Origin of the sequence: Martinezella dioscoreae (assembly GCF_009176305.1) — a bacterium.
In the GTDB taxonomy this organism is placed as follows: domain Bacteria; phylum Pseudomonadota; class Alphaproteobacteria; order Rhizobiales; family Rhizobiaceae; genus Rhizobium; species Rhizobium dioscoreae.
On the sequence record NZ_BLAJ01000003.1, the window covers coordinates 55,459 to 79,497 of the forward strand.

19 protein-coding genes are annotated in these 24,039 nt (G+C 59.6%); 9 read left to right on the plus strand and 10 right to left on the minus strand.

Annotation, left to right across the window (positions count from 1 at the left end):
* Window positions 1-26: 26 nt before the first annotated feature.
* Window positions 27-1,211 carry an aq_1923 C-terminal domain gene (locus GDN47_RS12110; protein WP_145320494.1) on the plus strand — a complete coding sequence of 395 codons (1,185 nt, stop codon included), beginning with the start codon at window positions 27-29 and terminating at the stop codon, window positions 1,209-1,211.
* Between the two features lie 77 nt (window positions 1,212-1,288).
* Here GDN47_RS12110 and aspS read toward each other — a convergent pair whose 3' ends face one another.
* Window positions 1,289-3,079, minus strand: coding sequence for an aspartate--tRNA ligase (gene aspS, locus GDN47_RS12115; RefSeq protein ID WP_113354703.1), 1,791 nt, complete (start codon window positions 3,077-3,079; stop codon window positions 1,289-1,291).
* A gap of 407 nt (window positions 3,080-3,486) precedes the next feature.
* Window positions 3,487-3,843, minus strand: coding sequence for an endonuclease domain-containing protein (locus GDN47_RS12120; RefSeq protein WP_113329045.1), 357 nt, complete (start codon window positions 3,841-3,843; stop codon window positions 3,487-3,489).
* A gap of 184 nt (window positions 3,844-4,027) precedes the next feature.
* Here GDN47_RS12120 and GDN47_RS12125 point away from each other — a divergent pair, with 184 nt between their 5' ends.
* The 4 genes from GDN47_RS12125 to GDN47_RS12140 all read left to right on the plus strand — a co-directional run bounded on the left by GDN47_RS12125 (window position 4,028) and on the right by GDN47_RS12140 (window position 9,502).
* A complete protein-coding gene (locus tag GDN47_RS12125; RefSeq protein ID WP_113501532.1) occupies window positions 4,028-5,419 on the plus strand; it encodes a multicopper oxidase family protein in 1,392 nt (463 codons plus the stop codon).
* A gap of 170 nt (window positions 5,420-5,589) precedes the next feature.
* Window positions 5,590-6,735, plus strand: a complete 1,146-nt coding sequence (rnd, locus tag GDN47_RS12130) for a ribonuclease D (protein WP_113329047.1) — start codon at window positions 5,590-5,592, stop codon at window positions 6,733-6,735.
* A gap of 191 nt (window positions 6,736-6,926) precedes the next feature.
* Window positions 6,927-7,979 (plus strand): adenylate/guanylate cyclase domain-containing protein, encoded by a 1,053-nt coding sequence (locus GDN47_RS12135; protein ID WP_145631638.1) that lies wholly within the window; start codon window positions 6,927-6,929, stop codon window positions 7,977-7,979.
* 164 nt (window positions 7,980-8,143) lie between these two features.
* The gene (locus GDN47_RS12140; protein ID WP_152093466.1) at window positions 8,144-9,502 is read left to right on the plus strand and encodes an esterase-like activity of phytase family protein; all 1,359 of its coding nucleotides are present in this window, start codon (window positions 8,144-8,146) and stop codon (window positions 9,500-9,502) included.
* Between the two features lie 51 nt (window positions 9,503-9,553).
* On the opposite strand, the gene ppx is transcribed toward GDN47_RS12140, so the two are convergent.
* The 4 genes from ppx to GDN47_RS12160 all read right to left on the minus strand — a co-directional run bounded on the left by ppx (window position 9,554) and on the right by GDN47_RS12160 (window position 15,209).
* Complete coding sequence (gene ppx, locus GDN47_RS12145) at window positions 9,554-11,074, minus strand: exopolyphosphatase (protein WP_113329049.1); 1,521 nt, start codon at window positions 11,072-11,074, stop codon at window positions 9,554-9,556.
* A gap of 11 nt (window positions 11,075-11,085) precedes the next feature.
* Entirely contained in the window at window positions 11,086-13,287 is a 2,202-nt protein-coding gene (locus GDN47_RS12150) for an RNA degradosome polyphosphate kinase (protein WP_145320502.1), read from the minus strand.
* Window positions 13,288-13,362: 75 nt separating this feature from the next.
* Entirely contained in the window at window positions 13,363-14,076 is a 714-nt protein-coding gene (gene hdaA, locus GDN47_RS12155) for a DnaA regulatory inactivator HdaA (RefSeq protein WP_113329051.1), read from the minus strand.
* A gap of 2 nt (window positions 14,077-14,078) precedes the next feature.
* Complete coding sequence (locus GDN47_RS12160) at window positions 14,079-15,209, minus strand: AI-2E family transporter (protein ID WP_113329052.1); 1,131 nt, start codon at window positions 15,207-15,209, stop codon at window positions 14,079-14,081.
* Window positions 15,210-15,431: 222 nt separating this feature from the next.
* On the opposite strand from GDN47_RS12160, the gene purM reads away from it, so the two are divergent.
* Both purM and purN read left to right on the plus strand, forming a co-directional pair.
* Window positions 15,432-16,505, plus strand: a complete 1,074-nt coding sequence (gene purM / locus GDN47_RS12165; protein WP_145631643.1) for a phosphoribosylformylglycinamidine cyclo-ligase — start codon at window positions 15,432-15,434, stop codon at window positions 16,503-16,505.
* Window positions 16,502-17,173 carry a phosphoribosylglycinamide formyltransferase gene (purN, locus tag GDN47_RS12170; RefSeq protein ID WP_113354697.1) on the plus strand — a complete coding sequence of 224 codons (672 nt, stop codon included), beginning with the start codon at window positions 16,502-16,504 and terminating at the stop codon, window positions 17,171-17,173. The genes purM and purN overlap by 4 nt, the downstream gene beginning before the upstream one ends.
* Before the next feature lie 262 nt (window positions 17,174-17,435).
* Here the strand turns inward: purN and GDN47_RS12175 are convergent, their stop codons facing one another.
* The 3 genes from GDN47_RS12175 to GDN47_RS12185 all read right to left on the minus strand — a co-directional run bounded on the left by GDN47_RS12175 (window position 17,436) and on the right by GDN47_RS12185 (window position 21,466).
* A complete protein-coding gene (locus GDN47_RS12175) occupies window positions 17,436-18,605 on the minus strand; it encodes an alpha-D-ribose 1-methylphosphonate 5-triphosphate diphosphatase (protein WP_145631645.1) in 1,170 nt (389 codons plus the stop codon).
* A gap of 147 nt (window positions 18,606-18,752) precedes the next feature.
* Window positions 18,753-19,346, minus strand: coding sequence for an NUDIX domain-containing protein (locus GDN47_RS12180; RefSeq protein ID WP_145631647.1), 594 nt, complete (start codon window positions 19,344-19,346; stop codon window positions 18,753-18,755).
* Window positions 19,343-21,466: a molybdopterin-containing oxidoreductase family protein gene (locus tag GDN47_RS12185; protein ID WP_233789900.1), complete on the minus strand. Its 2,124-nt coding sequence runs from the start codon at window positions 21,464-21,466 to the stop codon at window positions 19,343-19,345. Before GDN47_RS12185 ends, GDN47_RS12180 begins: the two co-directional genes overlap by 4 nt.
* A gap of 81 nt (window positions 21,467-21,547) precedes the next feature.
* Between GDN47_RS12185 and GDN47_RS12190 the strand changes: the two genes are divergently transcribed.
* Together GDN47_RS12190 and GDN47_RS12195 are read left to right on the plus strand one after the other, a co-directional pair.
* The gene (locus GDN47_RS12190) at window positions 21,548-22,399 is read left to right on the plus strand and encodes a 23S rRNA (adenine(2030)-N(6))-methyltransferase RlmJ (protein WP_145631652.1); all 852 of its coding nucleotides are present in this window, start codon (window positions 21,548-21,550) and stop codon (window positions 22,397-22,399) included.
* Between the two features lie 33 nt (window positions 22,400-22,432).
* Window positions 22,433-23,026: a glutathione S-transferase gene (locus GDN47_RS12195; RefSeq protein ID WP_145631654.1), complete on the plus strand. Its 594-nt coding sequence runs from the start codon at window positions 22,433-22,435 to the stop codon at window positions 23,024-23,026.
* An 11-nt stretch (window positions 23,027-23,037) separates the two neighbouring features.
* Here the strand turns inward: GDN47_RS12195 and GDN47_RS12200 are convergent, their stop codons facing one another.
* Complete coding sequence (locus tag GDN47_RS12200; protein WP_113329060.1) at window positions 23,038-23,940, minus strand: LysR family transcriptional regulator; 903 nt, start codon at window positions 23,938-23,940, stop codon at window positions 23,038-23,040.
* Window positions 23,941-24,039: the final 99 nt, after the last annotated feature.

Below are 24,039 nucleotides of genomic sequence, written 5' to 3' on the forward strand. Positions count from 1 at the left end.
ACACTTTTAATCCGGGACACTCCATCATGATTTTCTATCGGGCAAGGTGGCGGGCGGCGATCAGTGTCGGGCTTCTATTCTCAGCGAGTTCTGCTTTCGCGCTCGACGGTGCCGACGTCCTCAAGAAGCTAAACAACGCCATGGTCGCGCAAATAGGCGACTCAGTCGAAGCCGGAAGCGTCGATGTTAACGGTTCAACCGTCGTTCTGAAAAACGTGAGATATATGCCGCGAGGAAGAACCGCCATTAGCCTCGGAGATGTCGTCATGACCGACGTGACCGAACGGACGGGCGGTTATGCAATCAAGAAGGTGCTCATTCCCGATATTACAATAGAACAAAAGGACTTCAGTGCGAATGCAACGGGGCTAAGGGTGGAAGATCTCGAAATTCCCGCAAATGCGACGTTGAGTGATATCGACTCAGTATTCACTTATCACGCACATGCTGGCCCGGTGTCTGCCCTCAAAGTCGGTGAAAAGTTTTTCTCCATATCCGCTGCCGATTCCGTCGCAACGAAACGTCCAGACGGAAAAGGCGTCGATTCCAGTTTCACAATTGATGGAATTGTTGCCGATCTCTCCCTAGCTCAAATGCCGGTAAGCCCTGAAGCAATTCGATATTTTGGGCTGCAAAATCTGCGCGCGACATTTTCCATGAAAAGCAGCTGGGAGCTTTCGACCGGCAAGTATGATCTGACGGACTACACGATTGATCTGGAGAATATGGGGAAACTGAATGTACAGCTCAGTTTCTCGGGCATCACCCCGGGGCTCTACAGCACCACGGATGCACTTTACTCCTCCTTGACCGGCGCCGAGGACGATGAGAATACCAAGAACGCTAAATATTTGCTGCTTCTCGCGTTCGTTCAGCAGTTGACGTTGAATAGCGCGCAGATTCGCTTTGACGATGCGTCAATCACCAACCGCGCATTCGACTACGTGAGTAAATGGGACCATGTGACGCGCGCGCAATCTGCGAACCGCTTCGCTAAAGAAATGCAGGAGTTAACAGCTGCGCTTGATATTCCCGACCTCCAGCGGATGCTTTCAAGAGCGATTATTGAATACTTCAACAATCCAAGAAGCCTGATGTTTAGCGCCACCCCTGCCCAACCCATTCCGATGTCAGCCGTCCTCGAAGCAGCGAGGAACGCAAAAGAGTCGATCCCGAAGATGATCGACCTGAAAATCACATCAAACGATTAGGTTGGTCGTCTAATCAAGCGCAAAAAACCCGGCATTTCGGTCGCCGGGTTTTGCATTTTGACAAGCTCTTGAAGGACTTAGTCCTTCTTGACTGGCGGCACTGGGCGGATCGCCAATTCGCGCAGCTGCGTCGGCGTTGCGGCCGAAGGAGCGCCCATCAGCAGATCCTGTGCCTGCTGGTTCATCGGGAAGAGCGAGATCTCGCGTAGGTTCTTGGCACCGACCAGCAGCATGACGATACGGTCGATGCCGAAGGCAGCACCACCGTGCGGAGGCGCACCGTACTGGAAGGCACGATAAAGGCCGCCGAAGCGCTCTTCGACGTCCGTCTGGCTAAGGCCGACCTTTTCGAAGGCGGCGACCATGGTTTCCGGCGACTGGTTACGGATCGAGCCCGACGCGATTTCGAAGCCGTTGCAGACGGCGTCGTACTGGAACGCCTTGATCGTCAGGGGATCCTGGTTCTGCAGCGCCTCGAGACCGCCCTGCGGCATCGAGAACGGGTTGTGAGCGAAATCGATCTTCTTTTCTTCCTCGCTCCATTCGAAGAACGGGAAGTCGACGATCCAGCACAGCTCGAAGCGATCGCGATCGATCAGGTTCAGTTCGTCGGCGGCACGGTTACGGGCTTCACCGGCAAACTTATAGAACTTGGCGGGATCGCCGGCGACGAAGAAGCAGGCATCGCCATCATCGAGGCCGAGCTGGGTACGGATCGCATCCGTGCGCTCTTCGCCGATGTTCTTGGCGAGCGGGCCGGCACCTTCGAGCTTCTCGCCTTCCTTGCGCCAGAAGATGTAGCCGAGGCCCGGCTGGCCCTGGCTCTGCGCCCAGGCGTTCATGCGATCGCAGAATGCACGCGAACCACCGGTCTTGGCCGGGATTGCCCAGACTTCGACCTTCGGGTTGGAAGCGATCATATTGGCGAAGACCTTGAAGCCGGAGCCGGCAAAATGCTCGGTAACGGCTTCCATGACGATCGGGTTGCGCAGGTCCGGCTTGTCGGAGCCATACTTGCGGATGGCGACGTCATAGGGGATGCGCGGCCATTCCTTGGTGACCGGCTTGCCGTCTGCAAACTCTTCGAAGACCTGGGTCATCAGCGGACCCATCGTGTTCCAGACGTCTTCCTGCGTTACGAAGCTCATTTCGAGATCGAGCTGATAGAATTCGCCAGGCAGACGGTCGGCACGCGGGTCTTCATCGCGGAAGCACGGCGCGATCTGGAAGTAGCGGTCGAAGCCGGCAACCATCAGAAGCTGCTTGTACTGCTGCGGCGCCTGCGGCAGCGCGTAGAAGGTGCCGGGGTGGATACGGCTCGGCACCAGGAAGTCGCGCGCGCCTTCCGGCGACGATGCCGTCAGGATCGGGGTCGTATATTCGGTAAAGCCGGCATCGCCCATGTGGCGGCGCATGGAGGAGATGATCTGCGTGCGCTTGACGATGTTCTTGTGCAGCGTTTCGCGGCGAAGATCGAGGAAGCGATACTTCAGGCGAACGTCTTCCGGATAATCCGGTTCACCGAAAACGGGCAGCGGCAGCTCCTTGGCGGCGGAGAGGACTTCGATCTCCTGGGCGTAAAGCTCGATCTCGCCGGTCGGCATGTTCTTGTTGACGGTGTCTTCCGTACGGGCCTTAACGAGGCCGTCGATGCGGATGACCCACTCGCCACGAACGGTTTCGGCGAGCTTGAATGCCGGAGAATCTGGGTCAGCAACGACCTGGGTGATGCCGTAGTGATCGCGCAGATCGATGAACAGCACGCCGCCATGATCTCGGACGCGATGAACCCAGCCGGCAATACGGACGGTCGAACCGACGTCGGACTTGCGCAGGGCGGCGCATGTGTGGCTGCGATAGCGATGCATAATATATATCCTGGACTTGGCGGGCGGCGGCGAAAGGACACACAGACCCCTCGCCCGCCGACGAGAAAATCGGGCGGAAAAGCGCATGGTGCGCCCGATTTGTCAAGGCTCGAACGCATGGCTTATCTCGCCCCCGGCGGGCGAGAAAGCAAAAACTTAGACTTAGATGAGGGCTCGCCCCTCTTCTAAGTCTTAGTTTTTGCAAGAGAGGGGGTAGGTAGGGGTGCACCCAATCTTTGAATTATACGAGCGAGAAGAGGACCCCCGCTCTTGCAATTTCAATGACTTAGAAATTGCGCTGCGCTTTGGAAAGCGTCGCAGCTCCCAGTTCGCAATTCCTAAACCATTGAAATTGCTTTCTCGCCCGCCAAGGGCGAGATAGACCTGCACCAGCTTCATCCTCCTGTTCATTCTCCGCTATTTTTCAGCTCTGCCAGAATCGTCAGGCAGACTCCCTCAAGATTTGTTGTGACCTCATGGTTCCAGACTCGCATTATACGAAAGCCCTGCTTCGAGAAATGTGCGTCTCTCGCTAGATCCCCGATGCTTTCGGCGTGTTGGGCACCGTCGACCTCGACAATGAGCCGCGCCTCGAAACATACGAAATCGAGAATGTAACCATCGATCGGAACCTGTCGCTTAAATTTGAATCCCTCAAGCTGGCTTCGACGCAAGGCCTGCCAAAGCATGTTTTCAGCCTTGGTGGCATCACTGCGCATTGTTTTCGCGAATTGGCGCAGTCGAGCCGGTACGTCGCGGCGCATGCGCCCTCCTGTTTTGGCGATTGCGTCCAGGAAAGCATACGGCTCTATCGAGATCCAGCATGACGATAAACATATCGACAGCCGCAAGTAGCTGCTGCGGCAGTTTGGCTACCTCGATGCTATTGCTGAACATCACGGTCAACTTTAAACAGACATCCATATATCTTCGCCCCCGGAGCCCGACATGCCGATCCTTACCCGCCGCAATCTTTTGAAAGCTTCAGCCGTTGCGGGCGCTTACGGCGTCGGTATCGGGATCGCCGGGAAGTTTGCGGGCAAGGCGGCCGCCGCCGAGCCACTCACGCTGAAGACGGCCAAGATCGAGGCAAACCTTACCGACGGCGGCAAAACCAAGAACGTGCTCACCTATGGGGACGCCGGCATGCCGCCGGTCGTGCGCATGAAGAAGGGTGAAGCTTTCGCCGCCCGGCTCGTCAATGGCATAGACGACCCGACAACCATTCACTGGCACGGCATTCGTCTGCCCAACAATATGGACGGCGTGCCCTTCCTCACCCAGCCCTACATCTATACCGGTGATCATTTCGATTACGCCTTTACGCCGCCGGACGCCGGCACCTTCTGGTATCATCCACATTGCAATACGCTGGAGCAGATGGGCCACGGCATGACGGGCGTCATCGTGGTCGAGAACCCCAAGGATCCCGCCTTCGATTCGGAAGTAGTGCTCAATCTGCGCGATTGGCGGATCGGCAGCGACGGCCAGTTCATCGCGCAATTCAAGCCGCGGGATGCGGCCAAGTCCGGCACCTACGGCACGGTGCGAACTGCCAATTGGCAGCAGGAGCCGCAATATGACGCGCCTTCCGGCGGGCTGGTGCGGCTGCGCATTGCCATCACCGACGTTACGCGCATCTATTCCTTCCGCATGGACGGCGCCGAGGCGACTGTGATCGCGATCGATGGCAATCCCGTGCCGCAGCGCTTTCCGCTCGATCTTTTGCAGCTCGGACCGGGACAGCGGCTGGAGCTTGCGGTGCGCATGCCCGACAGCGAAGGCGCGGTCGTCAAGCTCGAGGACATCAAAGGGACCAATCCGAAGGTGCTGGCGACGCTACGCGCCGTGGGCGCATCATTGAAGCGAGACATGCGCGATCTGGCGCCGCTTGAAGACAATCCCGTGCAGAAAGTAGATCTCGGTTCCGCCACCCATATTCCGCTGATCCTGAGCTCGACGGCGGAGAATACCGCCGACAACAGCATTTGCGGCTCGCTCGGCTACAGTTTCTGGGCGATCAACAAGGTGCCGTGGCCGGGCGATACGCCCGATCCGACCGCGCCGCTTGCCGAACTCAAGCTCGGCAAGAGCTATATCATAGACATGGAAAACGTCACGCCGCACAGCCATCCGATCCACCTGCACGGAATGAGCTTTACCGTCATCTCCTCTTCGACGCGGCAGGTGCAGCCCTTCGTCTCCGATACCTATCTGATCCAGCCGGATGAAAAGGTGCAGCTTGCCTTCGTCGCCGACAATCCCGGCGACTGGCTGCTGCATTGCCATATCATCGAACACCAGAAGACGGGCATGACGAGTTACGTGCGGGTGGCCTAGCCGGTTGCAAGCCTCTTCAATTTCCAGTGGCCTTGGTCAAAGCCATCTCTGTTTCCGGCAATTTCAGCGAAAAGCGAAATGCGGCAAGGGCTTTGTCCGCGAAAGTATTGACATATCCGGCTGAAAGGAGAAGGAAGTTAAGAAAGTATTTTACCATTGAATGTGTTGATATGATCGAAACTACCGCCCAATTGGAGGCGGCCTGCCAAGAGCTGGCCAAGTCGGAATTCATCACCATCGATACGGAATTCCTGCGAGAAACGACCTTCTGGCCGGAGCTGTGTTTGATACAGATGGCAAGCCCCACCACCGAAGTGCTGGTGGATCCGCTGGCCAAGGGGCTGGATCTGGCACCCTTCTTCGAACTGATGGCCAATCCATCGGTTTTGAAGGTGTTTCATGCTGCGCGCCAGGACATCGAAATCATTTTCCATCGCGGCAATCTCATTCCGCATCCGATCTTCGATACCCAAGTTGCGGCGATGGTCTGCGGCTTCGGCGATTCGGTTTCCTACGATCAGCTCGTCAGCCGCATCAAGAATGTCCATATCGACAAATCTTCGCGCTTTACCGACTGGAGCCGGCGCCCGCTCTCGGAAAAGCAGCTCGACTATGCACTCGCCGACGTGACGCATCTGCGCGACGTCTATCTCTCGCTCAAGGAGCAATTACAGCGCGAAGGGCGCGCCTCCTGGCTGCAGGAGGAGATGGCGATCCTCGAAGCGCGAGAGACCTACGACCTGCATCCGGACGATGCATGGCAGCGGTTGAAGATGCGGCTACGCAAGCCGCAGGAGCTGGCCGTCCTCAAGTTCGTGGCCGCCTGGCGCGAACGCGAGGCGCGCGCCCGCAACGTTCCGCGCGCCCGCGTGCTGAAGGATGACGCGATCTATGAGATTGCGCAGCAGCAGCCGAAGGATACCGAAGCGCTGGCGCGTCTGCGCACCATTCCGAAGGGGTGGGAGCGCTCTGCCGCCGGCACGGCGGTGCTTGAAGCGATCAACGCGGCGCTGGCGCTGCCGAAGGCAGAAATGCCGCATCCGCCGCGCCACCAGCAGGCTCCCGAGGGCACGGCAGCGGCTTCCGAACTGTTGAAGGTCCTTTTGAAGCTGATTGCGGAAAAGCATGGCGTTGCGCCGAAGGTCATCGCCAATAGCGACGATCTCGACAAGATCGCCGCTGAGGGCGAGAAGGCCGATGTTGCGGCTCTGACCGGCTGGCGGCGCGATCTTTTCGGCGAGACTGCCCTGCAGCTGATCCAGGGCCAAGTGGCCCTGCGCTTCGTCGGCAAGCGGATCGAGACCGTCGCCCTCTAGCAGCGACATTCTCCTTTCCCGACGCCTTGCGATTGCGTATGATTCGCGCATCGAGATACCGGCTGCCATCACGATTGCGCCGCAAATCTCGTGAAATGAACGTCTTGTGTAATCGTTCTATTCGATGACGTTCCAGTTTGCCGGCGCAATCCCGCGTCGATGACAGGCGTCGCTTCTCGGCGGAAAAGTGAATGGGCATCTTCCATTCGATGCGCAACTGGATCCTGACATCGCTATTCGTCGCTTCGACGGGCGTCATCTACGGCAAGCTATTCTTCCCACAGGCGCCGATGTACATCGGTGCAGTCTTTGCGCTGTTCTGCGGCATGCCGCTGCTGGTCTTCGAACGCCGCATGATCCTGCCGCGGCTGAACGACTGGATGCATCGGCTGCCGACGCCGGCTTTCATCCTTTCGGCCCTGGTCGTCGATTTCCTGCTGATGAGCGCCGGCTACGCCATGGCGGGCAGTATCATGAAGCTTCTGGGGCTGGTCGATGGCTCCTGGGAAGATCTTACGCTGCTGAAGATAGACGTCTATCTTTATGCTGTCGTCGTCACCGCCATTGTCATTTTCATCGGCCGCGTGCGGGAATTGCTTGGGCGCGACGTCTTCTCCAGCCTGTTGACCGGCCGCTACCGCAATCCGGTGCAGGAGGAGCGCGTCTTTCTGTTCATCGATCTCGTCGGCTCGACTGCTTTTGCCGAGGAACATGGCGACCTGAAAACGCAGGAATTCCTCGGTGCGGTATTCGGTTCCATGGCCGAGCCGGTACGGCGGCATAAGGGCGCGATCGACGACTATATCGGCGATGCCGCCATCATCACCTGGCCGCTCCAACGGGGCGTCAAGAATGCCAATTGCGTGCGCTGCGTATTCAATATCCTCGACGATATCGAAAAAAACGCCGAAACATGGCTGAAATCCTATGGCAGGGTACCGCGTTTGCGGGCCGCTCTCCACGGCGGCAGCATCGTGACGGCGGAAATCGGCGTCGACCACCACAAGATCGCCTATTTCGGCGACACGGTGAACACGACCGCAAGGCTGGAGTCTCTCTGCAAAACGCTGGAGCGTCAGGTGCTGATTTCAAGCGACCTTGCCAGAAGGATGGAGCTTCCCGAAGGGGTCATCAAGGAAGAGCTCGGTGAACATGCCGTTCGCGGCCGCGATCAGCACCTTGGCGTCATCGCCCTTCACGCGCAGGACCAGCAGGCGCTGAAGACCATTCGCAATATATCGTGAGCAATACACATCGCTAGCTGCAGTCCGATATTGATGCACGCCAGGGCTTCACAGCCTATGGGTTGTCCACAGTCACCAAATCTTCACCTGAGCGTTAATTCACCGACATGGCTCCCCTGTTAAGCGGGATTGTTTTCACCACTTCTCGCCAACAAGGTGACATAATGACCCGAATCCTTTCCGCTTCCACGGCACTTTTCATTCTGCTTGCCGCCTCGGCGCAAGCAGACGAGCAGCAATTCAAGGCAAAGCTCGTCGGCCAGGCGATCCTGCCGGCCAACACCATCACTGCCGCCCCAGCCGATGCGGCAGATTTCTTGAAAACGTCAGGCAAATTCACCACGCCGGATCGCAAGCGCACCGACGCTCTCGGCACCGTGCCGGGCAAGGATGGCGCCCGCGTCACCGACCTGAAGCTGCCCTTCGCCGGCCAGCCGATTCAGGGCTTCTCCGGCATCAAGACCATGCCCGACGGCACCTTCTGGACGCTCTCCGACAATGGCTTCGGCTCCAAGCAGAACTCTTCCGACGCGATGCTTTTCCTGCATCAGCTGAAATTCGACTGGGACGGGGGCAAGGTCGAGGTCGTCAAGAATCTGTTCCTGTCCGACCCGAACAAGAAGGCCCCCTTCCCGATCGTTATGGAAGGCGCCGACAAGCGTTACCTGACAGGCGCCGACTTCGACATCGAATCGATCCAACCTGTTGCCGATGGCTTCTGGATCGGCGATGAATTCGGCCCTTACCTGCTGAAATTCGACACGAACGGCCAGCTGACCGACGTCTTCGCAACGACGCTCGACGGCAAGCCGGTCCTGTCTCCTGACAATCCGCTGATCCAGCTGCCCGGCAACCCCACGCAGAAGATGCCGGCCTTCAACCTGAAGCGCTCCGGCGGCTTCGAGGGCCTCGCCATGTCGAAGGACGGCTCCAAGCTCTACGGTCTGCTGGAAGGCCCGATCTACAAGGATGACGGCCAGATGGAGAGCGTCGACGGCAAGACGGCCATCCGTGTCATCGAATTCGATGTTGCGTCGAAGAGCTGGACCGGCCGCAGCTGGCTCTATCCCTTCGCGGACAAGGGTGTGTCGATCGGCGATTTCAACATGCTCGACGAGACGACGGCCCTGGTCATCGAACGCGACAACGGCGCCGGCACGAAGGACAAGGCCTGCGCCGATCCCAAGCAGCCGAAGCCGGATTGCTTCGAGGCTCCGGTCGAGCTGAAGCGCGTCTATAAGATCGAGTTCAGCGACGCCAATGTCGGCAAGTCCGTTCGCAAGATCGGCTATATCGATCTGCTGCGCATCGAAGATCCCGATCACAAGCGTCGCCAGGGCGGCGGCGAAGGCTTTTACGACATGCCCTTCGTCACGATCGAGAATGTCGATCGCGTCGATGCCACACATATCGTCATCGGCAATGACAATAATCTGCCCTTCTCGGCAGGCCGTGCCGTCGATAAGGCTGACGACAACGAGTTCAGCCTTCTTGAAGTGGGCGATTTCCTGAACGCGAAATAAGTCGCGGCGAAACGGCCTCTCCCTGGTTTGCGGGGAGAGGCTTCAAAAAACCTATTCGAAGCGGAAGGCCAAGCGGCGGTTCGTAAGCTTGCCGAGCTGCTGCAGGCGCCCATCCAGTCGCTCGCCCGCAAAATCGTGATACTCGGCGGGGACGACGAATTCGAGGTCTAGATCCGGATTTGTCGAACGGCGGAACGACAGGTTGCGGACAATACCGGGCATTGACGCCGAGAAGAGATAGACGACACGCAACAGGCCGCCGAGCAGCTTGGCCCGCTCGATGTAGAGCGGCGTCGCGATCGTTGCCAGCGGCTCGGTCGCTCCATCGTCGTTCAAACCCTCGAAGCGATAGTAGTTGGCAAGTGCGATGAAGGCGCGGCCGGCATGGGTGATGCCGACGAAGGAGGTGTGGGCGATGATGTTCAGCGCCTGCAGGCCGCGATAATCGGGATGGGCGCGCCAGCTGATGTCGGCAAGCAGGCAGGCTGCCTGGCGATAGCGGCTCTCTTCTTCGGTCTCGGTGATACCGAAAAAGGGCATCATCCGCCCCGTCCAATCGGCAAGCTCGCGGGCATGTTCCGGCGAACGCGCACGCAGGATGGCAAGCTCGCCGGCTGCGGTGAGCAACGGATCGCTGTTGCGCTCCGCCTCCGTCAGCAGCGAATAGAGATAACCTTCACGAACGCCCTGAGCGGAGAAGGAGATGACGGACGGCTTCATAGCGGTCAGTACTTCGCGCATGGCGACCGCGCCGAAAGGCAGCAGCGAACGACGATGCTTGGAAACCGCCTGCAGAGCGGGGTCCTTCGAATCCTTCGATTCGACGATCTGATCCAGAAAGCGGATCATCTCATCGAGCGGCACTTCATAGCCCTGCATCATGTGCAGCGGATATTTGCGGATTTCCATGTGCAGCTTGGCCACGCTTCGCCATGTGCCGCCAACTGCGTAGAATGTCCGGCCCTCGCCCTTGCTCAGGAGCTTCGCGGTCTTGACATGCTTGCGCGCGAAGCTGCGCGCCTTCTCAATCGAGCCGCCAGCATATTCGGAGAGGCGCAGGCCGCCAAGCGGCAGCGTGATGCCCTTGCCGATCTCCCGGTCCTTGATGTCGATCAGCTCCAGCGAGCCGCCACCAAGATCTCCGGCAATGCCATCGGGATGGTAAAAACCGCTGATAATGCCAAGCGCGGAAAAGCGTGCCTCTTCTTCGCCAGACAGCACGCGCACCTTGCGCTGGAGGATGGCTTCTGCCTGATGGATGAACTGCGGACCATTGCTGGCCTCACGCGCTGCGGCTGTCGCCAGCACGTAGATGGTGGATGCGCGCGCCTGATCGGAGAGCGCCTTGAAGCGATGCAGCGCGGCAAGCGCCCGCGCCACGCTTTCCTCGTCCATCTTCCCCGTCAGCGCTATGCCCTTGCCGAGGCCGCACAGCACTTTTTCGTTGAAGAGGATGGTTGGCGACCGCGAATGGCCTTCATAAACGACAAGGCGGACCGAGTTCGACCCGATATCGACAACGGAGACAGGGGCGATGCCCGGAAGACGCCCCTGGGCTTCTGATTCAACCATGCAGGTCCAATTTATTTGTTGCGGCCCGACAGCAGCCCAGCGATGAGTTTCGGTGCGCTGGATTTCAAGGCTTCACCACGGCCGGACAGGCTGGGATTGGTCATGAAATACTGCTGTGCATTGAATGGCTCTTTTCCCTGACGCACTTCCATGCGCCGTGAAGTCCCGTCCGGCAATATCTCGTAGCTTTGCTGATTGTCAATGATATTGCCCAGCATGATCTGTGAAAGCACCTGTTCATGCACGGTCTTGTTGGTGAGCGGCACGAGCGTTTCGACACGGCGGTCGAGGTTTCTCGGCATCATGTCGGCCGAGCCGATATAGACCAGCGCCTTGTCCGACGGCAGGCCGTGACCGTCGCCGAAGCAGAAGATGCGGCTGTGCTCAAGGAAGCGGCCGACGATGGATTTGACGCGGATCCTTTCCGAAAGCCCGGGAATCTGCGGACGCAGGCAGCAAATGCCGCGCACGACAAGCTCGATATCGACGCCGGCGTTGCTGGCGCGATACAGAGCGTCGATGATTTCGGGATCGACGAGCGAATTCATCTTCATCCAGATCGCCGCCGGACGGCCGTTCCTAGCATGTTCGATCTCGCCTTCGATATGCTGAAGGATGCGCGGACGCAGCGTATAGGGCGAAACGGCGATCTTCATGCCCTGTTCCGGCTCACCGTAACCGGTAATGAAGTTGAAGATGTTCGCCATGTCATGGGCGATCGTCGGATCACAGGTGAAGTAGGAAAGATCGGTGTAAATCTTGGCGGTAACCGGATGATAGTTGCCGGTGCCGAGATGGCAATAGGTCCGCAACTTGCCATCTTCGCGGCGCACGACCATGGACATCTTCGAATGCGTCTTAAGCTCGATGAAGCCGAAGACGACCTGCACGCCGGCGCGCTCCAGATCGCGCGCCCAGCGGATGTTGGCTTCTTCGTCAAATCGAGCCTTCAGTTCCACCAACGCGGTAACTGATTTGCCGAGATCGGCTGCATCGATCAGCGCACGGACGATGGGGCTGTCATTTGACGTGCGGTAAAGCGTCTGTTTTATCGCCAGAACATCAGGATCCCTAGCAGCCTGGAGAAGGAACTGGACCACCACGTCGAAGGATTCATAGGGGTGGTGGACGACCATGTCCTTTTCACGGATCGCGGCGAAGCAATCGCCGGCATGTTCGCGGACGCGCTCAGGAAATCGGGCATTGTAGGGCTCGAAACGCAGATCGTCGCGCGGCGCCTTGCAGATTTCGGAAAGCGTGTTGAGCGCGAGAAGGCCGGGCAGAACCGCGATGCGGTTTCCCGGAACGTTCAGCGACTCCACCACGAACTGGCGAAGCTCGAGCGGCATTTCGGAGTCCGTCTCGATGCGGATCACGGAACCGCGGCGGCGACGCTTCAGCGCGGTTTCGAAGAAGCGCACCAGATCTTCGGCCTCTTCCTCGACTTCGATATCGCTGTCTCGAATAATGCGGAAGGTACCGGAGCCCTGCACTTCGTAACCCGGATAAAGCCGGTGGATGAAGATGTTCACCACATCTTCGAGCGTGATGTAGCGGATGACGTTGCTGGCGTCAGGCAGGCGCACGAAACGATCGAGCGCCGGCGGCAGGCGCAACAGCGCCGTCATCGGCTCGCGGCCATTCATGCTCTTCAGCTGCAGCGCGATCGAGAAGCCGAGGTTCGGAATGAACGGGAACGGATGGGCCGGATCGATGGAGAGCGGCGTCAGGACCGGGAAGATCGCCTGTTCGAATTCGGTATGGAGCCACTGTCGGTCGGCATCGGAAAGGGCGGCCGGGCGTACGATCAGAATATCTTCCTTGGCGAGATATTGCTGCAGGACGGCGAGCGAAGCCTGCTGCTCCATCTGCAGATTGTCGATCTCGCGCAGGATATCATCGAGCTGTTCGGCCGGCGTCTTGCCATCTGGGGTGCGCACGAGAATCTTCTGGCGGACCTGGCCCTCAAGACCGGCAACGCGCACCATGAAGAACTCATCGAGGTTCGCGGCGGAAATCGAAAGGAAGCGGACGCGTTCCAGCAGCGGATGGGCGGTGTTCAGCGTCTCTTCAAGGACGCGGCGGTTGAACTGCAGCCAGGAGAACTCGCGGTTGATGAAGCGCTCGGGGCTGGTCAGCAATTCGCTGACCGCAGGTGCGGTCTCTGGATTTTCCTGGTTGGCGTCCTGATGTTCCGTGAGTGCCGAGTCCATGTTCCACCTACCCTCTTTCCAATCCTGTGCCACGTATATCAGTTTGACGACGGAACTGTGACAGTCGATGTCAGCTCAATCCGGCTGACCGGAGCCACCCAGTTCGTTCAAGACCTCGGCTGCCAACAGGCGCGTGATCCTTGTTCCTCGCGCCAATGCCAGCCGGTCCAGCCTGTCGACGATCAGCTGCGCTGCGTTCAGGGAACGCTCCATGCGATTGACGATATAGAGGACGAGTTTGTCATCGATATAAAGCTGGCGATCGGCGAATAGCTTGACGATCACCTGCGACAGCAATTCCTCGTCCGGCTCACCGATCTCGACCACCGTCGCCGCCTTCAGGCGCGAGCGCAGGTCGGGCAGCGTCACCGGCCACGACATCGGCCAGAGCCGGCTCGTCATCAGAAGACTGGTGCCGTTTTCGCGCACACTGTTGATGACATGAAAAAGCTCGGTATCGTCAAAACCGAGGCGATCCACGTCTTCGAAAATGACGGGGCCGTTCGCCGCTGCAACTGCCGCAGCGGAGCCGGCCACCGGGTGAATGTGGACTGCCCCACATCGCTCTGCCCAGATGCTGGCAAGATGCGATTTGCCCGACCCGACAGGACCGGCCAGGATCACCACCGGCGACGGCCAGTGCGGCCAGGAATCGACGATCTTCACCGCCGCGCTCAAGGGATCGGCGACGAGCAGATCGTCGCGCCCGTTTGCGGGATCATGCGTAAAGGCCAAGGGCAGCTGCTCGGCGGCCTTGCGCCTTAGATCAGCGTTCTTTGCGTCGGTCATGTCTAGCTATTCTCGGTCTTGCCGGCCTTGGCTCTGCGCGCCTTGCCCGCTTCCGAGCGTCCATAATAGAGATCGCTCTGAAGGTAGCGCGAAAGGGCGAAGCGGACAAGAACGCCGCAGGCGGCAGCGGCCGGGACCGCTATCAGCAGCCCGACAAAGCCGAAAAGCGCACCAAAGGCAAAAAGGGCGAACATCAGCCAGACCGGATGGAGGCCCACGCTTTCGCCGACAAGCTTCGGCTGCAGCACATTGCCTTCCAGAAACTGGCCGGTGAAGAAGACGACGAGCGTCAGGCCGACCCAGAGATAATCCGGCCAGAACTGAACCAGTGCGACGCCGACGGCCAGAACGAGGCCGACCATCGAGCCGACATAGGGAATGAAGCTGATCATGCCGGCGAAGAGGCCGATCAGCAGACCGAAATTCAGGCCAACCAGCGAGAGACCGACGCCGTAATAGACGCCGAGAATAATGCAGAGCGAACCCTGCCCTCGAATGAAGCCGGCGATTGCCTGGTCGATCTCGCGAGCGATCTGGCGAACGGTGGCGACATGATCGCGCGGGATCCAGTCGTCCACCTTGGCGACCATCCGATCCCAGTCGAGCAGCATATAGAAGGCGACGACGGGTGTGACGACCATCAGCGAGATGATGTTGACCAGCGCCTTGCCAGAGCTCCAGAGCTGCGCGAACAGGCCGCCGACGAAGCTCAAACCTTCGGACATGATGCTGGAGAAATTGTCCTTGATCGCGCCGAGCTGGTTGCGGATCCAATCCGGCAGCACCATCGTCTGCGCCTTGGCGATCAGCTGCTGGATCTGCTGCACATAGGTCGGAATGTGCTGAATGAAATCGTTGAACTGATTGACGATGATCGGGATGAAGATCGTCAGCGCCAGCGCGAAGATCAGTATGAAGGAGACCAGGATTACCACCGTCGCCATCAGGCGGCTGAGGCCGATCCGCTCCAGCCGGTCGGCGACCGGATCGAGAAAATAGGCTACCGCCATGCCAGCGATAAACGGCAGCAGGATCGTGCTGAAGATATAGATAAAGGCGATGAAGACGACGAGCACGATCACCCAGAAGGTGACTTGACGCTTGAGGCTCGCCCCGCTGACCTTTTGCTCCATCGTCTTCCCCGTTGTTTCGCGCCCGTTTGCCGTGTGCTTAGGACATAGGATGATGCCGCAATTATGGTCAAGCCTGCGGCCGGAAATCTGCCTTGAGCAATGGGAAGCGGGGAAAATCGAAGGGTTTGCGGCGCTTGCGCCTTGCATAAAGGCCCCTATCATGCAATGGCGAGCCGATCAAAGCCCTGTCATAATGGACGGGCGGCCATCGGAGGCGGAAGCATGAGCCAGTCTGGAAAAAACGGTCTGACCTATAGCGACGCGGGCGTCGATATCGATGCCGGCAACCTGCTGGTCGAAAAGATCAAGCCTGCCGTCCGTTCGACGCGCCGGCCGGGTGCCGATGGTGAAATCGGCGGCTTCGGCGGCCTGTTCGATCTCAAGGCCGCCGGCTTTATCGATCCGGTGCTGGTGGCTGCCAATGACGGCGTCGGAACCAAGCTGAAAATCGCGATCGATGCCAACTATCACGACACTGTCGGCATCGATCTCGTTGCCATGTGCGTGAACGATCTGGTCGTCCAGGGCGCTGAGCCGCTCTTTTTCCTAGATTACTTTGCCACCGGCAAGCTCGACCCGGATCAAGGTGCGGCGATCGTGGGCGGCATCGCGGCCGGCTGCCGTGATGCAGGCTGTGCGCTGATCGGCGGCGAGACCGCGGAAATGCCAGGCATGTATTCCCATGGCGATTACGATCTGGCGGGCTTTGCCGTCGGTGCGGCCGAGCGCGGCCAGCTGCTGCCCTCGGGCGACATTGCCGAAGGCGACATCATTCTCGGCCTCGCTTCGTCAGGCGTTCATTCCAACGGCTTCTCGCTGGTGCGCAAGATCGTCGAGCTTTCCGGTCTTGGCTGGGATGCACCGGCTCCCTTCGCCGAAGGCAAGGCGCTGGGCGAAGCGCTGCTGACACCGACGCGCATCTATGTGAAGCCGCTGCTCAACGCCATCCGCGAAACCCACGCCCTGAAGGCACTTGCACACATCACCGGCGGCGGCTTTCCGGAGAATATTCCGCGCGTACTGCCGAAGCATCTGGCTGCTGAAATCGATCTTGCCGCGGTGAAGGTGCCGCCGGTCTTCTCCTGGCTTGCCAAGACGGGCGGCGTCGAAGCGAAGGAAATGCTGCGCACCTTCAACTGCGGCATCGGCATGATCGTGGTCGTTGCTGCCGAGAACGTTGAGCCCGTGAAGGCCGTGCTTGAGGCAGAAGGCGAAGCCGTCGTTACGCTCGGCCGCATGGTCGCTCGCGAAGAAGGCGCTCCCGGCACCGTCTACAAGGGCACGCTCGCTCTATGACCACGCCGCGCAAACGCGTCGTCGTCTTCATCTCGGGCGGCGGCTCCAACATGCTGGCTCTTCTGAAGGCCACGAAGGCAGCGGACTACCCGGCAGAGATCGTCGGTGTCATCTCCGACAAGGCGGATGCCGGTGGTCTCGCGAAGGCTGCGGCGGAAGGCATTGCGACCTTCGCTTTCGTCCGCAAGGAATTTCCCAGCAAGGAAGCCCATGAAGAGGCGATCCTTTCGCAGCTGGAAGCCCTCTCGCCCGATATCATCTGCCTTGCCGGCTATATGCGGCTGCTCTCCGGCCGCTTCATCCAGGCCTACAAGGGCCGGATCATCAACATCCATCCCTCTCTGCTGCCGCTTTTCCCAGGCCTGCATACGCATCAGCGCGCCATTGACGCGGGCATGCGCATTGCCGGCTGCACCGTGCATTTCGTCACCGAAGGCATGGACGAAGGTCCTGTCGTCGGCCAGGCTGCCGTGCCCGTCTTAACCGACGATACCGCCGGCAGCCTTGCCGCCCGCGTGCTCACGGTCGAGCATCAGCTCTATCCGCAATCGCTGCGGCTGCTGGCGGAAGGCAAGGTCAGGATGGAAGATGGCAAGGCCGTGAGCTTTGGCAAGGCGACTGCTGTCGATGAGCGGCAGATTTTGTCACTGCTTGGAGACGCGGAATAATTACGCAACTCTGGCTTCGAACAGCCCCTCATCCGCCCTTCGGGCACCTTCTCCCCAAGGGGAGAAGGTGGAAGTGCTTCGGATGCTGCCTTTTCAATAACGAAGCTAATCTCGTCCGGGACTGTGTAACTCCATTAGAAGGTGGAAACGTCACCCTCTTAGCGAGATACTTTTGTCGAGCTGGTGCGTCTAGCAAAAACCCCTTCTCCCCTCGGAGAGAAGGTGCCCAAAGGGCGGATGAGGGGGATGCCAGATGCCTCCCTCAAGCCGCCATTGCCATCAGCGGATGCAGCGTGCCGTCGCTATAGACGATGCGGCCGCCGCGGAAGGTGGCGCGGATGCGGTGAACCGAGCCGGGCTCGACGGCGACCAGATCGGCAAGCTGGCCGACAGCGATTTCGCCGCGATCCGTCAGGCCGGCGGAACGGGCGGCGTTGGCGGTTGCCGTCGCAACGGCCGCCGGCAGACCGCCAGCGACAACATCAGCAATCTTGAAAATAGCCGGCACGAAGGCGGCCGGGTGATAATCGGCCGCGATGATGCCGAGTAGACCGGATCGCGCCGCATCCAGCGCGCTGAGATTGCCGGACATGGACTGGCCGCGCAGCGCGTTTGGTGCGCCCATTAGTGTCCAGAGACCGCGGCGGCAGGCTTCCTCCGCCGCCGGTCCGGTCACCGGAAATTCGCTGATCGTCACGCCGAGATCGTGCATCGCCGCCACCTTCTCGGGGCTGTCGTCATCATGCGAGGCGAGCGACAGCTTGTGCTTCAGCGCAAGGTCGACCACTTCATGGAGCTTGCGCTCGATCTCAGGATCCTCGCGCTGCGCAATGCGCTTTGCCACGACCTCCTCGGCCGCCTCACGCGACATGGACCGGCGCTCGGACATGCTGCGGATGTAGCTTTCGATGTCGTTGTACTGCCCCTGCCCCGGTGTATGGTCGGTGAGCGAAACCATATCGACGGAGCCCTCTTCCAGGAGCCGCTCCAGGGTCGGAGCCGCGCCGAGATTGGTGATTTCGTAGCGTGCGTGGACACGATGGTCGATCAGAAGCTCGTCCCGCAGGCTGCCGATGCCACGGATCACTGCCGAAGTGGTTTCGAGCGAACGGACGTGGCCGTAGACGCTTTCGGTCGCAAAGGAGAGCGCCGCGAAAGCGGTGGTGACGCCAGCGGCCGCCAGCTTCTTGTCCAGCTCGTGAATGCCGAAATCGATCGGCATCATCGCATTTGGCCGCGGCGCGATTTCGCGCTCCACCATGTCGCAATGCAGATCGACGAAGCCTGGCATCAGCAAGCGGCCGCCGCCATCAAACGTCGGCTGCTCCACCGGCTCCGAGCGGATTTCGGCAATCACGCCGTCTTCGATGCGCACGGCGCCTCTCTCGACGACTTCATTGGGAAGAACGAGCGTGAAATTGCTGAGCCACATCGGCTTTCTCCTGAAACAGCGTCCATGATCGAAGGAGGCTCGGAAACATTCGAATGTTTCCGGCCAGCACGCCCCGGTAAGCTCGATTCGTGACATTGTGATGAATGGCGAGCAGAGTTTTTACAAAGCTCCCGCTCACCCGTTAGTCTATCTCAAGCTGGCGACATTCAAAGCCGCCCATTGCAGTAGCATGATCGTCTTGGCGTCATAGATATCGCCCTTCTCGATCATCGCCATTGCATCGGACAGGCGAACTTCCAGCCCCTCGATATCCTCATGCTCCTCCGCAAGGCCGCCACCATCGGCTACACGGTCGGACGTATCGATCACCGCGGCGAAGAAATGGATAACCTCGGTCGAGGAACCGGGCGACGTCATCGATTTGAAGAGGAAGCGGACGTCGCGCACGCGAAAGCCGGTCTCTTCCATGGCTTCGCGGCGGATCGCGGCCTCCGGATCGTCACCATCGAGCAGGCCGGCGGGCACCTCGATCATCCGGTCGGGAAGACCGACAAGATGGGACGGAAGACGGTATTGCCGGACGAGTATCACCGTTTCGCGCTTTGGATCATAAAGCAGGATGCAGGCCGCCGGCGTGCGGTGATAGACCTCGCGCTTCAGGCGATGCTTTTCGCCCTGCGAATCCGTGTAGTCGACCTCAAATGTGCTCAGCCGCGTCCATTGATCCGCCAGCGTCCTTTCGCTGACGATTTCGGCTTTCGCCTTTTCGAATTCACTCATGCCATATCCTTGCGGAGCCATACCTTGTTGTCGTGGACAGCCGCGCCGCCATATGGCGCGACCGGATCGGCGCCGGTGAGCACATTGATGCCCTCACCATCGACGTGAGCCTTGTTCGGCCAGAGGCCCTCGGCGATCAGCACGCCCGGCTTCACTTCCGCTGTCACGCGCGCATGCAGGCGGATATTGCCGCGTGTATTGCCGATGCGAACCAGCTCGCCATGAACAATATCAAGCCGTTCGGCATCGGCCGGGTTGACCATCACCTCGGGACGCCCTTCCTTCTGGCGCGACGTCTTCGTTTCCGCGAAACTGGAATTCAGGAAGTTGCGCGATGGCGAGGTCGCGAGCCGGAACGGATGCTCGGGATCGGCCACCTCGATCACATCGACCTGATCCGGAAACTCCGGCAGCTCGACATGCGGCCCGAGCAATCCGACCGATGCTGGCGGACGGTTCGGCGCCGGCTGGTTGGTCCAATCGGGGCGAAAGCGGAACTTGCCGTCGGGATGGGCAAAACCCTTGATAAAATGGGCCTCCTCGAAATCCGGCTGGCGATCGAACCATTTGTGTTCGAGGAAATAATCATAGTCCGGCAGACCGCTTCTGGACAGAACCCGGTCGATCATCTCGCGAGCGGAGAAGCCGAAGCCGGGGCAATCCGCAACGCCGAGGCGTTTGGCGAGCTCCTCGATTACAAAGAGATTGCTGCGCACGGTTGGCGGCGGCTCGACAAGCTTCGGCCCGAGAAGGATGTGGTTCTGGCCACCGGCGCGATAGATGTCGTCATGCTCGACGAACATGGTGGCGGGGATGACGATATCGGCCATGTCAGCCGTATCGGTCATGAACTGCTCGTGCACAGCGACGAAGAGATCGGAACGGGCGAAGCCGCGTTTCACCAGCCGCTGCTCTGGCGCGATATTCACCGGATTGGTGTTCTGGATCAGCATGGCGGTCACGGGACCGCGATGACGCAGCGCCACGGCATCACCGGTCAAGGCGCGGCCGATCTGCGACTGGTCGATCATGCGGATATCCATATCCTTCATGGCGCGGCCGGTCAGCTCGCTCGCATCCATGCGGAAGATATCGCTGTTCGAATGGAAGGCGCCGCCGCCCTCATATTGCCAAGAGCCGAGCACCGTCGCGATCGACGCTGCCGCGTGCATGGCGATCGCGCCATTGCGCTGACGGGTAAAGCCGTAGCCGAGCCGGAAATAGGTCTTCTTCGTCGTCCCCACGAGTTTGGCGAAGGCTTCGATCTCATCGACCGAGAGGCCGGTTATGGCCGCGGCCCATGCCGGGGTTTTCGATTTCAGGTGTTCTTCCAGGCCGGCGGGATCGTCGGCATATTTGGCCATGTAATCGCGGTCGGCATAGCCGTCACGGAAGGCGATGTGCATGACGGCGCAGGCAAGCGCCGCATCCGTGCCCGGCTTGACGATCAGAGCCATGTCGGCCTGCTTCATCGTCGGATTGTCATAGATATCGACGACGACGATCTTGGCGCCGCGTTCCTTGCGGGATTTCACCGCATGGGTCATGACGTTGACTTGGGTGGCAACCGCATTGGTGCCCCAGATGACGACGCAATCAGTACGGCCCATCTCGCGCGGATCGGGGCCACGCAACACGCCCGTCGCCATGGTGAAGCCGGTCCAGGCCGGATTGGTGCAGATCGATGAGAAGAAACCGGAATAGCGCTTGGCATGGCGCAGCCGCTCGATGGAATCGCGCTGCACCCAGCCCATCGTACCGGCATAGAAATAGGGCCAGATCGCCTCGCTGCCGTCCTTCGCTTCAGCCTTGATGAAGGCTTCGGCGATTTCGTCCAGCGCATCGTCCCAGGAGAGCTCCTGCCAGCGCCCCTCACCCTTGGCGCCGGCACGGCGGAGCGGTTTCATCAGACGATCGGGGTGATAAAGCCGTTCGGCATAGCGGGCGACCTTGGCGCAGATGACGCCGGCGGTATAGGAATGATCGTTGGCGCCGCGAACCCGGCCGATTCTGCCGTCTTCAGTCAGATCGACCTCCAGCGCGCAGGTGGAGGGACAGTCATGCGGACAGGCTGTGTGCCCGATGCGCGATTTGGCTTGGATAGGGGTCGCAATGTTCATGAGGTTTGTATATTTCAAGCGGAGACCGGCCACTAGAGACAATCCGGCCCATCTCAACAATTCATGCGGACTTCACCGACAATGAACTATCGGCACATCTACCACGCGGGCAATTTTGCCGATGTCTTGAAACACGCAATCCTCGCCCGCCTCGTCCGCTACATGCAGAACAAGGACAAGGCCTTTCGCGTTCTCGATACCCATGCCGGCATCGGGCTTTACGATCTCTCCTCCGAAGAAGCGCAGAAGACCGGCGAATGGCGAGATGGTATCGGCAAGGTGCTGGAGGCGGAATTGGTGCCGCAAGTGGCGGACCTGCTGGAGCCCTATCTTGCCACCATCCGCGAGCTGAACCCCGAGGGCGGCGTCAGGCTCTATCCCGGCTCGCCGAAGCTTGCCCGCATGCTGTTTCGCCCGCAAGACCGGCTTTCGGCGATGGAACTGCATCCGGATGATTTCCAGCGGCTACACCGCCTCTTCGAAGGCGATCACCATGCCCGCGTTACCGAGCTGGACGGCTGGCTGGCGCTCGGCGCTCATCTGCCGCCAAAGGAGAAGCGCGGCATCGTGCTCGTCGACCCGCCTTTCGAAGAGGAAGGCGAATATGAGCGGCTGATCGAAGGCTTGGCCAAAGCCTGGCGCCGCTTTCCCGGCGGCACCTATTGCCTTTGGTATCCGATCAAGAAGGATGCGCCGATCAAGCCGTTTCACGAGGCACTGCAGGCGCTCGAAATTCCGAAGATGCTCTGCGCGGAGTTGATCGTCAAAAGCGATCGCAGTTTCACCGGGCTCACAGGCTCCGGTCTCATCATCGTCAATCCGCCTTTCACGCTGAAGGACGAGTTGCATGCGCTGCTGCCGGCCCTGAAGGATATTCTGGCGCAGGACCGCTTCGCCTCGCAGCGGGCCTTCTGGCTGCGTGGCGAACATTGAGACTATTCACATCCATATCCCGCAGGTGATTTCATGAGACTTCTTTGCTCGTCCACCTCCCCCTTTTCCAGCAAGGTGCGCATGGCGGCACGCCATCTCGGCATCAAGCTGGAAGAAATTCATGTCGACACAAATGCCGGGCCGACTCTGCTGATCGACAACAATCCGCTCGGCAAGATCCCGACATTGCTGACCGGCGACGGCGAGGCGATTTTCGACAGCCGCGCCATCATGCATTATTTCGATCGTCACGAGGGCGGGCTCTATCCATCGAAGAAGGGCAAGCGCACCGAAATCGAAGTTCTGGAGGCGCTGATCGACGGCACCAACGAGTGCCTGCTGTCGATCGTCTACGAGCGCCGCCTTCGCGAGCCCGAGAAGCAGCATCAGCCCTGGATCGACCGGCAGTGGACGAAGGTCAGCCGCGCCCTCACCCATCTCGACGCCGAGCCGCCGAAGATCGGCAAGAAGCTGCATGCGGGTCATTTCGCGCTTGCCTCCCTTGTCGGCTATCTGCAGCTCCGCTTCGAAGGGCAGTGGGAAGCGGACCATGCGGGATTGATAGACTGGGCGCGCAAATTCGAGAAGCATTTCCCCGATTTTCCAGCGATGAAGCCGCAGGTCTAACGCTGTTCGGCTCAGCTCTGGCGAGCAGTCTCGGCCTTTACAAAATCGATAAAGGCGCGCAAAGCCGTCGGCAGCTGCCGGCGGCTCGGATAATAGAGGAAGAAGCCGGGATAATAGGGGCACCAGTCCTCCAGCACGCGGATCAGCCGGCCATCCCGCAAAGCCGGCAGCGCGTGATCCTCGAACAAGAAGGCTAGACCGGAACCATTGATAGCGGCATCCAGCATGATGTCGAGATCGCAAAGCGTCAGCGGCCCCTGCACATCGATCTCCAGCTCGATGCCTCCTCGCTCGAACTCCCAGCGATAATAGGTGCCGCTCGCAAAACGGTAGCGGATACAGGGGTGGTCCTTCAGATCATGAGGTGTGACCGGTTTAGGGAAACGCTGAAAATATTCCGGCGAGCCGACGATCGCCGTGCGCTGACGAGGGCCAATAGGAATAGCGATCATGTCGGCCGCGATGCTTTCTCCGAACCGTATGCCGGCATCGAAACCGGCGGAAACCGTGTCCACGAGCGCATCGTCCACGACGATTTCCATTTCGATGGCCGGATAAGCCCTCAAGAACCGTGACACGATTGGCAGCAGCACCATCCTGGCGGCGGGGCGCGGGGCGTTGATGCGCAGCTTGCCGTAGGGCTGGCCGCGGAATTTATCGAGATCTTCGAGAGCATCGTCGATATCGAGGAAAGCGGGGCGGATGCGATCGAACAGGCGCTCTCCGGCCTCCGTCAACCCGACACCGCGCGTGGTGCGATTAACCAGCCGCACATCCAACCTCTCCTCGATCGCGCGCAACGAATGGCTGAGCGCTGAAGGCGTCACGCCGAGCTCCACCGCCGCCTTGCGAAAACTGCGGTGTTGGGCAATCGCCAGGAAGATAGCCAGATCGGTCGAACGGATACGCCGCATTGATGAGAATTTCTCAGCACTTTATGGAAGAGAAAGTAGATTATCTCAACGATGCCATCAAGCTACCTTTCTCCTGCAAGCGAATTCCACCCCTGGAAT